This window comes from Allobosea sp. BK604, from assembly GCF_004341515.1.
In the GTDB taxonomy this organism is placed as follows: Bacteria; Pseudomonadota; Alphaproteobacteria; order Rhizobiales; family Beijerinckiaceae; genus Allobosea.
This window is the reverse complement of record NZ_SLZF01000001.1, coordinates 721095-735467: the sequence shown is the minus strand read 5'-3', so window position 1 is coordinate 735467 and position 14373 is coordinate 721095. Positions and strand designations below refer to the sequence as shown.

11 protein-coding genes are annotated in these 14373 nt (G+C 66.6%); 5 read left to right on the top strand and 6 right to left on the bottom strand.

Annotated features, from left to right (window positions below; genetic code table 11):
- Positions 1-4: 4 nt before the first annotated feature.
- The gene (locus EV560_RS03630) at positions 5-928 is read right to left on the bottom strand and encodes an ABC transporter permease (RefSeq protein ID WP_131854061.1); all 924 of its coding nucleotides are present in this window, start codon (positions 926-928) and stop codon (positions 5-7) included.
- Between the two features lie 278 nt (positions 929-1206).
- Here EV560_RS03630 and EV560_RS03625 point away from each other — a divergent pair, with 278 nt between their 5' ends.
- The 3 genes from EV560_RS03625 to EV560_RS03615 all read left to right on the top strand — a co-directional run bounded on the left by EV560_RS03625 (position 1207) and on the right by EV560_RS03615 (position 4658).
- Positions 1207-2157: a GntR family transcriptional regulator gene (locus EV560_RS03625; RefSeq protein ID WP_165923302.1), complete on the top strand. Its 951-nt coding sequence runs from the start codon at positions 1207-1209 to the stop codon at positions 2155-2157.
- Between the two features lie 308 nt (positions 2158-2465).
- Complete coding sequence (locus EV560_RS03620; RefSeq protein WP_131854057.1) at positions 2466-3098, top strand: VOC family protein; 633 nt, start codon at positions 2466-2468, stop codon at positions 3096-3098.
- A 180-nt stretch (positions 3099-3278) separates the two neighbouring features.
- Positions 3279-4658: an FAD-containing oxidoreductase gene (locus EV560_RS03615; protein ID WP_131854055.1), complete on the top strand. Its 1380-nt coding sequence runs from the start codon at positions 3279-3281 to the stop codon at positions 4656-4658.
- Between the two features lie 34 nt (positions 4659-4692).
- On the opposite strand, the gene EV560_RS03610 is transcribed toward EV560_RS03615, so the two are convergent.
- The 4 genes from EV560_RS03610 to EV560_RS03595 are packed head-to-tail and all read right to left on the bottom strand — an operon-like array spanning position 4693 to position 10560.
- Positions 4693-6033, bottom strand: a complete 1341-nt coding sequence (locus EV560_RS03610) for a SidA/IucD/PvdA family monooxygenase (RefSeq protein ID WP_131854719.1) — start codon at positions 6031-6033, stop codon at positions 4693-4695.
- Entirely contained in the window at positions 6033-7874 is a 1842-nt protein-coding gene (locus tag EV560_RS03605; RefSeq protein WP_131854054.1) for an IucA/IucC family protein, read from the bottom strand. The genes EV560_RS03610 and EV560_RS03605 overlap by 1 nt, the downstream gene beginning before the upstream one ends.
- Positions 7871-8953 carry a GNAT family N-acetyltransferase gene (locus tag EV560_RS03600; RefSeq protein WP_131854052.1) on the bottom strand — a complete coding sequence of 361 codons (1083 nt, stop codon included), beginning with the start codon at positions 8951-8953 and terminating at the stop codon, positions 7871-7873. Before EV560_RS03600 ends, EV560_RS03605 begins: the two co-directional genes overlap by 4 nt.
- Positions 8950-10560: an IucA/IucC family protein gene (locus tag EV560_RS03595; RefSeq protein WP_248311870.1), complete on the bottom strand. Its 1611-nt coding sequence runs from the start codon at positions 10558-10560 to the stop codon at positions 8950-8952. The genes EV560_RS03600 and EV560_RS03595 overlap by 4 nt, the downstream gene beginning before the upstream one ends.
- 342 nt (positions 10561-10902) lie before the next feature.
- Here EV560_RS03595 and EV560_RS03590 point away from each other — a divergent pair, with 342 nt between their 5' ends.
- Both EV560_RS03590 and EV560_RS03585 read left to right on the top strand, forming a co-directional pair.
- Entirely contained in the window at positions 10903-12063 is a 1161-nt protein-coding gene (locus tag EV560_RS03590; protein WP_131854048.1) for an MFS transporter, read from the top strand.
- Positions 12064-12414: 351 nt separating this feature from the next.
- Entirely contained in the window at positions 12415-13380 is a 966-nt protein-coding gene (locus tag EV560_RS03585; RefSeq protein WP_131854046.1) for a helix-turn-helix transcriptional regulator, read from the top strand.
- A 76-nt stretch (positions 13381-13456) separates the two neighbouring features.
- On the opposite strand, the gene ppk2 is transcribed toward EV560_RS03585, so the two are convergent.
- Positions 13457-14356 (bottom strand): polyphosphate kinase 2, encoded by a 900-nt coding sequence (gene ppk2 / locus EV560_RS03580; protein ID WP_131854044.1) that lies wholly within the window; start codon positions 14354-14356, stop codon positions 13457-13459.
- Between the last annotated feature and the right edge of the window lie 17 nt (positions 14357-14373).

The window sequence follows — 14373 nt, the reverse complement described above, 5'->3', positions numbered from 1 at the left end:
CCCGCTAGCGGCTGCCGACGCGCGGATCGAGCACGGGGTAGAGGATGTCGACGATGAAATTCGCGACGGCGTAGATCAGCGCGATCATCATGATCAGCGCCTGCACGGTGGTGTAGTCCTTGGCGAGGATGCCCTGGATCAGCAGCCGGCCGATGCCCGGCCGTGAGAACACCGTCTCGACGATGACCGAGCCGGAGAGCAACTGGCCGATCTGCAGGCCGGCAATGGTCAGGATCGGCAGCAGCGAGTTGCGCATCACGTGCCAGAGGAAGAGCTGGCCTTCGGGCACGCCCTTGGCGCGGGCCGTGGTCACGTGCTGCTGCGACAGCGCGTTGATGACGCTGGAGCGGACGAAGCGGGCGTTGAAGCCCATCGTGCCCAGCGCCAGCGTCACCGCCGGCAGCACGAGCCCCTTGAGCGAGGTGCCGCCGACCACGTCGAAGATCGGCCAGGTCACGGCGAAGGCGAGGATCAGCAGCAGGCCGAGCCAGAAGCTCGGGATCGACATGCACGCAAGCGCGAAGCCCATGCCGGCCGTGTCGGCGAGGCTGTTACGCTTCAGCGCCGCGAGCACACCGAGCGCGGTTCCGAAGGTCAGCGAGAGCGCGAGGGCCGCGAGCGTCAGCTGGGCCGTCGCCGGGAAGCTCGAGGCGATCAGCGAGGAGACGCTCTGCTGGCTGGCGTAGGAATAGCCGAAATCGCCGCGCAGCACATTGGCGATCCAGACGAAATACTGGGTGTAGAGCGGCTGGTTCAGGCCGAGCTGCTCGCGCAGCCGCTCGATCAGCGCCTTGTCGCCGGCGCTGGTGCCGAGCATGGCGATGACCGGGTCACCCGGGATCAGCCGGATGATCAGGAAGGCGACCACCGTGATGCCGAAGGTGAGGGCGACGATCGCGACGAGCCGCTTCAGGATGTAGCTGCTCATGGCCGGAGGGCTCGCAGACGGCTCGCGCGCCGCAAGCCCACTCCCCCTTTCGATGAGGAGGGCGAGATTTGGAGCGCGGGCTGACGAGGCAGCGTCGACATTGGCGGTTCGGTCTTCGCGGCTTAAAGTGTATTAGCGTACTATAACGCTTGCACCGCCATCCCGGCAGGTCAATGGGGAATCTCGTTCCAAATGGGACGAAATCACCGGCTGTTCGCGCCGGGCCCGAGCGTGTAGTTGCTGCGGCGGGTTGTGACACCGATAGCGAGTGGAAGGGTATGGATTTTCAGATAGATCGGTCCCTGCCGATCTCCATTCGCCAGCAGATCAAGGGCATGATCGAATACGGCATCGTCTGCGGCGATTTCGCCGCCGGCGAGATGCTGCCTTCCGTCCGCGATCTGGCGACGACGATCGGCGTCGCCCCGATGACGGTCAGCCAAGTCTATCGCGAGCTGAAAGGGCAGGGGCTGATCGAGACCCGCACCGGCGCCGGGACCATCGTCGCCGATGGACGGAACCGGCAGGCGGCGAACCAGGGCATGGCCGGGTTGCACAAGCGCATCGATGCGCTGATCGACGAGGCGATGGCGGCCGGCCTGCGTGCGTCCGATCTCGCTTCGCTGATCCATGCCCGCCTGGCTACGCGCACGCGCCTGGGGCGCGGCGCCAATATCGTCATGGTCGGCCTCTTCGTCGAGGCGACGGTCCGCTATGCCCGGGCCATCGCGACCCAGCTCGGCGCCGCGGCCACGGTCGAGGCGATGACGATCGACGCGATCCAGCGTGACGCGGCGGTGCGGGCACGGGCGGCCTCGGCCGATGTCGCGATCACCTTCGTCAATCGCCGTCGCGAGGTCGAGAGCCTCCTTCCAGGCGCGAAGGTGATGACGATCCGCTTCATTCCGTCGGAGGAGACCAGGCGGGCGCTCGCCTCGATCGAGCCGATGGCGAAGGTCGTGCTGGCGGCGCGGTTCTCGGAGTTCCTGCCGATCATGAAGGTCGGTGTCCGGCGCTTCGCGGCGCATGTCGCGCAGGTCGATGCCGTCCGGCTCGACCAGGAGGATTGCGCCGCCATTCTGGCGCAGGCCGATGTCCTGATCTTCGCCTCCGGCACGGAGATGGCGCTGGCGCAGGTCAGGCCGGGCGTTCCAACCATCGAATACAAGCACAGCCCGGACCCGGCGGATGTCGAGCGGCTGCTGGCGCCGCTGCTGCGGACCGATTGACGTCGTGAGCGTGGGGCCGGACCTTAGTGCCACGCGCCTGCTTTTGACGCGAGCCAAGCTTCGGCCCCTATGCTAGGTTCGCGCGGGCTCAAGCTCGGTCACCAGGAGGCGGTCGATGCCGACGCATCAAGCCATGGCTGCGCGCAAAGACCGCCAGCACAGCCGCTCACGATAGCTCGTTCACTGCCGCCGCGCCCGCAAGGCGGGTGGCGCGATGTTTCAGCTTGCCGCCGACCGGCGGTGACCCTGCGCCCTGCCCATGCCTGACTGATCCGCCGTCCTCAAGCACCCAACCCAAGGAGTTCGACATGAGCGATACTCAGGTGCGCAGCGAGACCGCCGACAAGGCTAAGGGAACCCGGACGAATGACCTTAAGCTCGAGGTTGTGAGCATTCCGGTTTCGGATGTCGATCGCGCCAAGCATTTCTATGGCGCTTTGGGGTGGAGGCTCGATGCGGATATTGCGGGCGAGAATTTCCGGGTCATCCAGGTCACGCCGCCGGGCTCGCCCTGCTCGGTCATTTTCGGCAAGGGGAACACGGTCGCCCCCTATCTCATCGTGTCCGATATCGAGGCGGCGCGGGCCGAACTCGCGGCTCTCGGCGCCGAGGTGAGCGAGGTCTACCATTACGCCGAGAACGGAGAGCGCCGCAGCGGGCGGGAGCCGGCACGGCGCAGCTACGCCTCCTGGGTCGCGTTCAAGGATCCGGACGGCAATGACTGGCTGCTCCAGGAGGTCACCAACCGCCTGCCCGGGCGCATCGACACGGGCGAGACGAGCTTCAGCTCGTCCAGGGATCTCGCGGCCACGCTCCGGCGCGCGGCAGCCGCGCATGGCGAACATGAGAAGCGAAACGGCGGCCAGCACGACGAGAACTGGCCGGACTGGTACGCCGAGTACATCGTCCGGGAGCAAGCGGGCCAACCCCTGCCGTCATAAGGCGGGCAGTTCGTCTGCCGCTGCCGGCCGGCGAGCACGATCCTTGCGCGTGAGCGTCGATGGGCATGCTCATCCACGCACACGCGCTTCGGGACTTGGTCTCTCGGGATCGCGACGGAATCGACGCGTGCCTCCGGCGCGAGGATAGTCGTCGTATCGCTCACCACGGGGCTCTTCGCCATGACCCAGGAATTCGACGCCATCGTCATCGGGGCCGGACAGGCCGGCCCGTCCCTCGCCGGGCGGCTGACCGCTGCCGGGATGAAGGCCGCGCTGATCGAGCGTAAGCTCTTCGGCGGCACCTGCGTCAATACCGGCTGCATGCCGACCAAGACGCTGGTCGCGAGCGCCTATGCCGCGCATCTTGCCCGGCGGGGCGCCGACTATGGCGTCGCCATCGAGAGCCCGATCAAGATCGACATGAAGCGGGTCAAGGCCCGGGCCGATACGGTCTCGACCAATGCCCGCACCGGCGTCGAAAAATGGCTGCGCGGCATGGACGGCCTGACCGTCATCGAAGGACATGCCCGCTTCGAGGGCCCGGATCTCGTGCGGGTCGGCGAGAGCCTGCTCAAGGCGCCGCGCATCTTCATCAATGTCGGCGGGCGCGCGAGCGTGCCGGACCTGCCGGGTGTCGGCGACGTCGCGTATCTCACCAACACCTCGATCCTGAAGCTCGACACCGTCCCGAAGCACCTGGTCGTCGTCGGCGGAAGCTATATCGGGCTCGAATTCGCGCAGATGTACCGGCGTTTCGGCGCGGAGGTCACGGTCATCGAGAAGGGGCCGAGGCTGGTCGCCCGCGAGGACGAGGATGTCTCCGAGGCGATCCGGCAGATCCTCGTCGACGAGGGCATCACCGTGCGCACCGATGCCGCCTGCATCGCGCTGGCGCCGCATGCGGATGGCGTGTCGGTCAGCGTGGATTGCGTATCGGGAGAGCCCGTCGCGGTCGGATCACATGTCCTGCTCGCGGTCGGACGGAGGCCCAATACGGACGAGCTCGGACTCGAGCAGGCGGGGGTCAAGCTGGATGGGCGCGGCTATATCACCGTGGATGACGGGCTCGCGACCAATGTTCCCGGCATCTGGGCGCTCGGCGATTGCAATGGCCGCGGCGCGTTCACCCATACGTCCTATAACGACTACGAGATAGTCGCCGCCAATCTGCTCGATGGCGAAAGCCGCCGGGTCGGCGACCGGATTCCCGCTTATGCGCTTTATGTCGATCCGCCGCTCGGCCGCGTCGGCCTGTCGGAGACGGAGGCGAGGAGGCTGGGCCGCGAGCTCCTGGTCTCGAAGCGCCCGATGACGCGGGTGGGGCGGGCAGTCGAGAGGGACGAGACCAAGGGCTTCATGAAAGTGGTCGCGGATGCGGAGACGAAGCAGATCCTCGGCGCCGCCATCCTGGGCGTCAGCGGCGACGAGGCGATCCACGGCATCCTCGACATGATGAACGCCCGCGCGGCCTATCCGGTCCTGCAATGGGCGGTGCCGATCCACCCGACCGTCTCCGAATTGATCCCCACGGTTCTCGGAGACCTGAAGCCGGCCGGATGATGTTCTTTCGGGCCTTGAAGGGGGCGTTCCGCGGTCAATGAGGCGCGAGCCGGGCTGCGCCGTTCGAGCGCAGCGTGTCCAGGCGGGGATCGGCATGCACCGGGCGGCGCCAGTTGACCATGGCGCTGGGGATCTCGACCTCGAACTGGCGCCGGCCGAGCAATGCGTTGGCGATGACGGCGCCGCGCCATGCCATCAGGCTGAGCTGCGGCTCGGCAATGCCATGGCTGATCAGGCCGGCATTCAGGGCGAAAATCCGGTTCGTGTCGGGGCCGTCCCAGGCGATGGCGAAATCGGCATCCGGCACGGGGCGGCCGGTGCGATCGACGGCGATGCGGCTGCTCAGCGGGGCGAGACAGTCCGGAAGCTCGTAGCGATAGCCGGTCGCCAGGATGACGATCTCGGCATGGCCGATCTCCATCATCCCATCCATGCCGTTGCGCATGATGAGCTGATAGCTGCCCTCGCGTGGCTCGGCATTGACGACATCGCGGTGCGGCAGGAGCTCGATCTCCGGGCCGGAACTTTCCAGGTGCCGCAGCACATAGAGCCGGCGATAGATCGCGGCGAGCGTCTCGCTCGAGACACCGTCGCCCGCGAGCTTCTCGCGCTCGACGATGGCGTGGCGGCGTGGCTCCGGCAAGTCGCGGAAGCTCTCGACATAGGGCGGCGTGAACAGCTCGTTGGTGAAGGGCGTCTCGTCGAGCGGCAGGAAATTGGGGCGCTGGCTGATCCAGGCGATCTGGCTCGGTGCGTCCTCTTTCGATCGGTTCAGCAGGTGGAGCAGGATCTCGGCGCCGCTCTGGCCGCCGCCGATCACCGCCACGCGCTTGCCGGCGCAGGCGCCAAGCCGGAACCGCGCCTGCGAGGAGTGGAAATGGTCATCCTCCCTCAGCCGGGCGGCGAAGGAAGGCAGCGCCGGCTTCAGCCCGACGCCGAGCGCGATGTTGCGGGCGCGCTGCTCGCGCGTGCCGCTGCGCAGGACGAAGCAGCGGCCATCGAAATCGACCGCGTCGATGCCGGTGCCGAAGCGCAGGGTCGGCAGGCCTTGCGCCGCCCAGGCGAGGTATTGCGCGAATTCCTGGCGCGGGATCGCGCCGAAATCGGCGTTGAGGAAATCATAGAAGCGCTTCTTCGCCACCAGGAAGGAGAGGAAGGTCCAGGGGCTCGATGGATGGGTGGCGCTGACCAGGTCCTTCAGGAAAGAGGTCTGCAGCGTCACATCCGGCAGCATCATGCCGGGATGCCAGTCGAACGCGGCCCGGCGCTCGAAGAACAGCGCCTCGACGCCCTCGGCCGCATCGAGATGCGCGGCGAGGCTGAGATTGAACGGGCCGATGCCGATGCCGGCGAGATCGAGCGGATGGTTGGTCATCATGGCTGAGCTCCGACGAGATTGCCCGCCGGTTCAGCGCTGGCGCGCTCGGCGAGATGAAGAGGGTTGTCGAGATCGGTTCCGAGGCTCGGCGCCGGCCGGCGGTTGGCGTCGCCATAGCCGATGGCCAGCCGCACCCGGTTGATGCAGATGCGCGGCACCTTGGCGGTGAACAGGTCGAACAGGGCGAAGCGTTCGCTCATGTCCGGATGGGCGCCCTGATAGCGCCGGAGGCTGCGAGCCAGTGCGGCGTAGAAGCGGATCTCGGGGAAGCCGTCATGCGCTTCCAGCGCATCCGAGAGGAAGCGCAGGACGCTGGCGAAATGACCGGTCTGGAGATGCTGCTGGAGATGCGCGGCAGGCCGGCGCAGCAGCACCGCCTTGATCTCCGCTCCAAGGTCCTCCGCCTCCGGAAAATCCCGGTCGACCAGGTCGGCATCGCCCTGCAAGTCCTTGAGGGCCACGCCTACGGGCGTGAATCCGTCGAGGACCAGCGTGACGTTCTGGCCATGGGCGATGAAGCCGACGCCGTAACAGCAGAGGAAGTGGTAGAGCGGCACCGCCACGGCATCGAAGAGCCGTTCCAGCCAGGCTTCATGCGAGAGGCCGGAGCGGGCGATGAGGGCGCTCACGATGGGCCGGCCGGCCGAAGTGGGCTTGGTCAGGGCGCCGAGCATCATGGCGCTCTGCCCGGGCTTCAGATGGGTCTCGATCGATTCACGCCAGATGACGCCGAGCATCTCGCGGAACTGGTAGGGCACGTCCTCGATCTGCTCGTAGAGCGGATGCGGATAGAAGGCACCGGCCGGCTCGCGCAACACGATGGCGGGCGCGAGGGCGGGGTCGGCCGCCGCCTTCTCCGCGAGCCAGGCCGAGAAGCGCGGCCCGATCGCCATGTACTTGCCGGGCACGCCGCGCCAGGCCGAGGTGTTGAGGATGGTGAGCGAGAGCTTGAGATGCAGCGCCTGCGGCGAGCGGGCATTGGCGAGGGTGCGCAGCGATTGCTGCGGCAGGTAGCCGTCGCCGAACAGGCCGAGGGGCAGGAGCCGGCCGGCGGCGATCTCGTTGGCGAATTGCGGCGCGATCATATGGTCCCATTGCCAGGGATGGATCGGCAGCAGCAGGTAGCCGGCGCGATCCATTCCGATTTGCCGGCAGGCCTCGGCGCAGGCGTCTTCGATCCGGCGCCGTTCGGCGGGGTCGAGCGAAGCGGAGAGGAGATCCTCCTCGGCGATGGCAGGATCATGTGAGAGGCGGCAGGCGTCGCGGGCGGCCGCGACCCAGAACGGCCTGAGCTCGGCCTGGAATTCCGGCGCATAGGCTTCGGCATCGGCAAGCCCCCAGCCGATGCGGCCCTTGGCGGCCGGCGCCTTGGGATGCCCGTCGAGATATTGCTGGAGCAAATGGTCGGGCAGGGCGATCAGCGCGTCCTCGCCGATCGTGGCGCTGATCGCCGCGACCCGCGCGTCGGAGAGGAGCGTGCTGGAAAGCTCCTTGATGTAGATCGCGAGCGTGTCGGGCTCGATCTCGAGCACTGCCCGGGCGTCGATCATGAAGCGGGCGACATCATCCACAGGCGCGGCAAGCGCCCCCTCCTGGCGGAACAGGCTCGCCGGCTCGACCGCGAGATTGCCCCAGATGCGCCGCTTCGCCTTGAAGCGGTAGCTGACGTCTTCAGCGAGCCGCAGCGTCCAGAGGCCGTTCCTATGGTCGGGTGCTTCGGGCTTCAGGCCTTCCTCGAAGGAAAGTTCAGCGATCGCCCGGGCGATCAGCGCCTGGTTGAGCTCGCGCCACAGCCTGGCCTCGACCGGCCGTCCGCCGGGCAGGGGGCCGAGGCTCACAGTGCGATCTCCCGGAAGAAGCGCTCGCGCTCGCAGCAGACCAGGGCGGCGCGCTTATGCGGGAAATCGAACTCCTTGACCTTCTCATAGGCCACATCCGCGCAATAGCTCAGCATCTTATGGTGCGAGGCGCGCGGCTCGCCGACGATGCGCTGCGTGCGCGGCTCATCGAGGAAGAGATAGTGGGTCAGCGAGCGGAACCAGGCCAGCGTCTTGGCCCGGCCGAGATGGTGGGGATTGCCGATCAGGCCATGCCAGCCCCGGTCGAAATCCTCCGGTTCGTAGTGGGGGCCGAGCCGATCCTCCTTGGCCCAGTAGAACTCGAAATAGCCGACGGGCTCCTCGTCGAAGCTGCCGATCACGCCGAAGAGATGCGGATCGGCCTCCTGTGCGGCGAGATAGCGATCGAGCTCCTCGCGGGATTGCGCCAGCTCCCAGAAGAAGGCGACGCGCGGCTGGTTCATCCAGTGATGGAACAGGTCGAGGTCGCGGCGGCGGTCGATCGTGCGCAGCGAGAGCGTCATGCCGAGATGCGGCAGCCAGCGCTTGTAGATCTCGCCATTCGGCTGTGCCGGCCGCAGCGGCGGCTGGCGATCGACCGGCCCGAGCCCGGAGCGGATCGCCGGATAAGCCACATGCCGGCCCGCCTGCCGCCAGAGCAGCGGGAGCTGGTAGAAGAGGCTGCGCGTGACGATGGCATCGGCGGCTCCTTCCGTCCCGCCGCTCTCGATCGACAGCCCGGCCAGGGCGGGCTTGCCGGCGAAGTCCGGAAGCTCCAGCCGCAACAAGGCCGAGCGGCTCTGGAATGCCGCCTCGATCAGAGCCGCGAGCACATCGGCCTCGGCCGGGTGGAGGCCGTCCGGCTGCGTGATGGCGAGGCGGCCCGACACCCCGTCAGCCGCGAGCGTGAGCTCCGCCTCGGCGGAAAGACCTTCACGGCCGGCAAGCCGCAGCCTGTCACCGTGACCGTCGATCTCGATGAGGAGCGGCGCATCGCCGCGAGCCGGGAAATGGCGACTGGTCGTCTGTGTCGCCAGCGGGGTGGCGCCGGCGGCGTCGATCTTCGGAGCGATCGTCATGACCGCGCTCCCGGGATCGGGTTCGGCAACTCGACATAGCCGGCGAGCGGGTCCGTCACATCGGTGTTTTCGTTGATGTTGCGGAAGCAGATCATGAAGTTGCCTTTGCTGACCAGGGTTGGCGAGGTGAGGAGGTAGTCGAGGCAAGTGCGGTCGCGGAGCGGCTGCGCGGCGAGCTCCGAGAGCGCGATGCGCAGGGCCGCGAGCAGGCGCTTCTCCGTGGCGAGGCGGGCGATCGCGAGCGCGCCGATGACCGAGAACACGCTGTTGACGATGAGGTAGTAGCCGGCGAGCCTGGCCGCGTAGCCGGTATCGAAGATATGCCCGGCCTCGAGCCGCACGTCGGGCGCCAGCTCGGAAAGGCTCGGCAGGAATTCGCGGACATAGCCGGTGCCCTGGCAGTCGCGGAAGTGCAGCCGGGCGGGCCAGCCGTCGTCGAGGCCGACGACGATATTCTGCTGATGCGCGCCGAAGAGGAGGCCGTAATCGGCCTGGACGCCAAGCAAGGGCATGGCGACGATCTGCAGGAAGCGCTCGAACCAGGGCAGGGCGATCTCTCCGGGATCGCTGCCCTCACGTGCAGCAATGCGCCTGACAATGGCTGCGAGCGCGCTCTCGCGGCCATCGGGGCCGATCTCGCACAGCCCGGCGAGCACTGCCGCCGAGGGGCTTTCCCCGCTGCCAAAAGGATTGTCGCGGAAGACGACGATAGTCGAGCGCAAGGGCGCGCCGTCCTCGTCGCGCAGGGCGAGATAGCCCGGCTCGCCCATGACCTTGAAGCTCGGGAATTGCGTCGCGATCCTCTGCCCAACCGCCCCGGCCAGCAGCTTGTCGATCTCGATCCCGCGCTCGCATTCATAGGGCTCGATGAGGCGCTGCGAATTGGTCAGCCGCAGGCTCAGCGACATCTTCAGCATCCAGGCGGCGTGCGGTGCGTAGATGCTGCGCAGCGACGAGGTCGCGTACCAGGGCGAGCCGGCCGGCCCGAGCGTGCGGATATGGCCAGCCTTCATCAGGCGCGCGATCGCCGGATCGAGCATGAGCCGCGAGGCCTGCCAGGGATGCATCGGCAACAGCACACGTCCGCTGGCCGCCTGGTCGCGAATGGCAGCTTCCATCACGGGGTCGTCGGTCGCTAGGCGGGCGGCCATCTCCGATGCCGCCAATTCGCGCGAACTGCCCTGCAGAACGATCTGCGGCGAGACCGACCACCAGTGCAGCGCAAAGCCCCGGCCGTATTCGCCTGCGAAGCGTCGCGAATCCTCCAGGGTGAATTCGTCGCGGCTGCGTGGTGTCGGGTGGACATTGTGGCCGAAGCGCAGCGCCTGTTCCGCTTCGATGAAGCTGGGATCGCGCCCGGAGAAAACGACCTCGTCAAGGGTGGGACGCTTCAGCGTGTCTTCGACATTCGCGAGGCTGTCGAGCGCGCGGCGCAGGAAGACGAGCGCCTTCGCGCCTGCATCCGGTCCGGCGATGTCCGGTTCCGACGCGACGAGGTTCGCCAATTCGGGAAAGCCGACGACGCGCACCGAGCCATCCGGGCCGATCTCGTAGAAGGGCGGGCGGATGCCGTGGCAACCGACCTGCGAGGCATGGGTCAGCGCCACGCGGATGTCGCGACCGGCCAGCGGTAACCTGAGAACCCGACGCGGCCGCGCAGAGTCCGAAGGCAATGCCACCTCACTCTCGATGGACCAGCCGCGCCATTCCCGCATCAGGCTGAGTAGAAATGCACGGGATGATACTCGCTCGGCGAGCTCAATCGTTCCCATTTTTGTCTCTAGCATCTCATTTTCTCGCCAGTTCGACAGAAGTAATATTCACAGTTATTTTTGAGGCATTCCAATCTATGCGAATTTATATTTATTAAAATCTGTGTCGTGCGATTGATTGACGGAATGAATATTCATAAATGGCTTTATGATGACGGTTTCTTTGGAGATTTGCGCATGAGAGGCAGAGAGGTGAGCGGGCTCTCGCTGATGGCAGCGACCGTCGGCTTCGGCCAATCGGCATTGCTGGCGCTGGTGCCGATCGTCTCGGACGCGACGGGCCTGGGGGCGCCGGCGATCGGCGCGATCGGCTTTCTCGGAGCGCTCGCCTTTCTCGTTGCCGCACCCGCCTGGGGCTATCGCGAGGGTCGGCTGCGTCGCCGTTTCATGCTGCTGGCCTGGCTGATGGCGGGCGCGCAGCTTCTCTTCCTGGGTGTGCTGGCGGCCGGCCCCATGCCGGCCGCCGCCGCTTTCGCGATGCTCGCACTCGCGCGCATCGTCTACAGCGCGGCCGCCGCCGGCGTGATGCCGCATGCGCAGGCGGCGGTCGTGCGGATGAGCACTCCGGAGAAGCGCCCTGCCGCCCTGGCCCGCCTCAGCGCCGGACTCGGCGTTGGCCGCGTTCTCGGTCCGCTCGTCACCTTGCCCGGTGCCGCTGGTCTCATGCCCGCGCTCGCGGCCATGGTGGCGATGCCGCTCATCCTGCTCGCCGCCCCAGACGTCGCGCCGGCCGAGAAAGGCGAGCAGAGCCAGCGGAAACGCGACCTCGCCCGCGCCGCCTTGCCGCTTCTGGCGATCGGTTTCGTCCTGACGCTCGGCTTCGGCCAGATCCAGATGGTGCTCGGCCTCTTCCTGCAGGCGCGCTTCGGACTTGACGTCCATGCCGCAGCCCGCTGGGGCGGGATAACCTATGCGCTGGTCGCCATCGGCATGATCGCCGTGCAGGTCGGCCTCGTGCCTCGCCTGGGAAACAAGCTCGCGCGAAACCTGCGGATCGGCCTCGGCGCCTTCGCTCTCGGAAGCGTCGCGATGGGCCTTGCGCCCTCGATCGCCATGCTCGTGTTCGGCGCCGTGATCGCCGGCGCCGGGATCGCGCTCGCGACGCCGGCCTATACGGCCTGGCTGGTCGATCGTGTTGCGCCACAGCAGCAGGCCGTTGCCGCAGGCTGGCTCGCCAGCCTGCACGTTCTTGGTCAGGGTGCTGGCGCGCTGACCGGCGGCTTCGCCTTCGCGCTCTCGCCGCAGACGCCCTTCATGCTTTGTGCTGCGCTCGGCATCGCAGTCATGCTGGTGCTGTCCGCTATCGGCCAGCCGCGCGGTCACGATGCCGCTCCATAGCTTCGCCGTGCGCCGCGAATGGAAGAAGACAGAAAAATCGCCAGCGGTAAGACTATCGTGCGCATGTTAATCCTCTCGTCTTCGTAAGTTCTCTTCTCTCGCAAGAAGGAGAGGGGAGGGCTTTCTTGATTAAATTTGGAAATATATCTGAATAATCTTCCAGTTTGAAATTGGTATAAATTACGATTCATGCCAATCTTCGTTGGGTGAGTCTTTGTCGGCATTGAATTTCATCGGACTTGTTTGCATAATCGGTCCGATGATTTCTTGGACGGATGCGAAGTGACTAGCGGACTCAGGCGCAGTGACCCAGAGGCGGCTCAACGACCTGCGCCGACGCCGCAGGCTTCGATGGCGCGCGAGGGCGGACCGGTCTGGCTCCTGTCCAGGGACATGCCGCAGTCCGATATCGACCTTCATGTCGATGGCAGGGCGGCGCGCCGCACGGTGTTCGACCGGACCAATCCGGCGCCGTTTGGCGCCGGGGCGATGCTGCGGCTCGAGCCGGATATTGGCCTCGTCTCGCTCTTCGCCCCGAGCGCCGCGGTTTCGCTGCCGCTGCCGGGCCTGATCGAGGAGGGCTCGGCCCTGCTGCTGCGCCCCGCCGATGGCGCGCTCGTCGTGACCCGCGGCAGCCGGCGTGCGATCGTGGGTGGGCGCGAGGCCATTCTGCTGACCGAGCTTGCAGGCATCGGCCTGTTGCCTGTTCAGATCAGCCGGCTCGATTGTCTCGTCATGCCCGCCGATGCGATTGGCGAGCGCGCCTGTGGGCATGCCGCGGAGCTGCGCGTGTTCGGCGCCGGCAACGACGCCCTGCAAATGCTCGGGAGCTATGGTGCGGCGCTCCTGCGCGGAATGGCGCCGGTCCGGACGCCCGAGCTTTGCGATCTGGCGCGACAGTTCATGTGCGGCCTCGTCAACATCATGTCACCCGAGAGCGCTCCCCCGGGCCAGCCCAGGCATCGTCCGGACGACCGGATGAGCGCCATCAAGTCGGACATCGAAGCCCGGTTGACGGAGCGAGGGCTCGGCGCGCGGCAGATCGCCGACCGGCACGGGATCAGCCTGCGCTATCTGCAAAAGCTGTTTGAGGACGAGCAGACGACCTTTTCGGAATTCGTGCTGCAGCGCAGGCTGGATCGCGCGCTGCGCCTGCTGCAATCAGCGGAGGCCTTCGAGACCAGCATCAGCGAAATCGCCTTCGGCGTCGGCTTCGGCGATCTCTCCTATTTCAACCGGTCGTTCCGGCGCCGCTTCGGTGCAGCGCCGCGTGAGATCAGGACAAGCCAGCGCGCCATCGTCTCGGCGCAGGCCTGACGCAATCGGAAAGTCGCAGCGCGGGAGCGCCGAATGGGGCTCCCGCTCTCTCCTATCGGATTGGCGACGTGGCCGCTCAGAAGGTTTCCGGCACGTACATCTCGGCCGGGACCGGCTTGCGCAGGTAGTCGGCGTGGCGGACACGCTCCGGCAGCTCGATTTCGGGCTTCGGAACGTCCTCATAGGGGATCTGGGCCAGCAGGTGCGAGATGCAGTTGAGGCGCGCCCGCTTCTTGTCGACCGCCTGCACGACCCACCAGGGCGCCTGCTCGGTATGGGTCCGCTCCAGCATCTCTTCCTTGGCGTGGGTGTAGTCCTCCCAGTGGACGCGGCTCTCCAGGTCCATCGGCGAGAGCTTCCACTGCTTCAGCGGATCGTTGATGCGCATCTGGAAGCGGAATTCCTGTTCCTCGTCGGTGATCGAGAACCAGTACTTGATCAAGATGATGCCGGAGCGCACGAGCATGTGCTCGAAATCCGGGGTCGAGCGGAAGAATTCCTCGAGCTCGTCCGGGGTGCAGAAGCCCATGACGCGCTCGACACCGGCGCGGTTGTACCAGCTGCGGTCGAACAGCACCATTTCGCCGGCGGTCGGCAGATGCGCCGCATAGCGCTGGAAATACCACTGGTTGCGCTCGCGCTCGGTCGGAGCGGGCAGGGCGACGACGCGGCAGACGCGCGGGTTGAGGCGCTGGGTGACGCGCTTGATCGCGCCGCCCTTGCCAGCGGAGTCGCGGCCCTCGAACAGGACGACGACCTTGAGCTTCTTGTACTGGATCCAGTCCTGCAGCCGGACGAGCTCATGCTGCAGGCGGAAGAGTTCGCGGAAATAGACCTTGCGATCCAGCGTGGCACCGGCGGGCTCCAGGCCCTGGGCGACGAGTTCGTCAAGCCGGTCCTCTTCGAGCTGCGTCTCCAGCTCTTCGTCGAAGCTATCGGCGATCTCGGCTTTGATGCGATCCAGATCGGGGGTCATAAAACCTGTCCTATTCA

Bases quoted from the DNA above. Each gene is read 5' to 3' on its own strand.
- EV560_RS03585 (WP_131854046.1), top strand. From the start codon at position 12,415: ATGGCGCGCGAGGGCGGACCGGTCTGGCTCCTGTCCAGGGACATGCCG.
- EV560_RS03610 (WP_131854719.1), bottom strand. From the start codon at position 6,033: ATGACCAACCATCCGCTCGATCTCGCCGGCATCGGCATCGGCCCGTTC.
- EV560_RS03615 (WP_131854055.1), top strand. From the start codon at position 3,279: ATGACCCAGGAATTCGACGCCATCGTCATCGGGGCCGGACAGGCCGGC.
- EV560_RS03600 (WP_131854052.1), bottom strand. From the start codon at position 8,953: ATGACGATCGCTCCGAAGATCGACGCCGCCGGCGCCACCCCGCTGGCG.
- ppk2 (WP_131854044.1), bottom strand. From the start codon at position 14,356: ATGACCCCCGATCTGGATCGCATCAAAGCCGAGATCGCCGATAGCTTC.
- EV560_RS03625 (WP_165923302.1), top strand. From the start codon at position 1,207: ATGGATTTTCAGATAGATCGGTCCCTGCCGATCTCCATTCGCCAGCAG.
- EV560_RS03590 (WP_131854048.1), top strand. From the start codon at position 10,903: ATGAGAGGCAGAGAGGTGAGCGGGCTCTCGCTGATGGCAGCGACCGTC.
- EV560_RS03630 (WP_131854061.1), bottom strand. From the start codon at position 928: ATGAGCAGCTACATCCTGAAGCGGCTCGTCGCGATCGTCGCCCTCACC.
- EV560_RS03620 (WP_131854057.1), top strand. From the start codon at position 2,466: ATGAGCGATACTCAGGTGCGCAGCGAGACCGCCGACAAGGCTAAGGGA.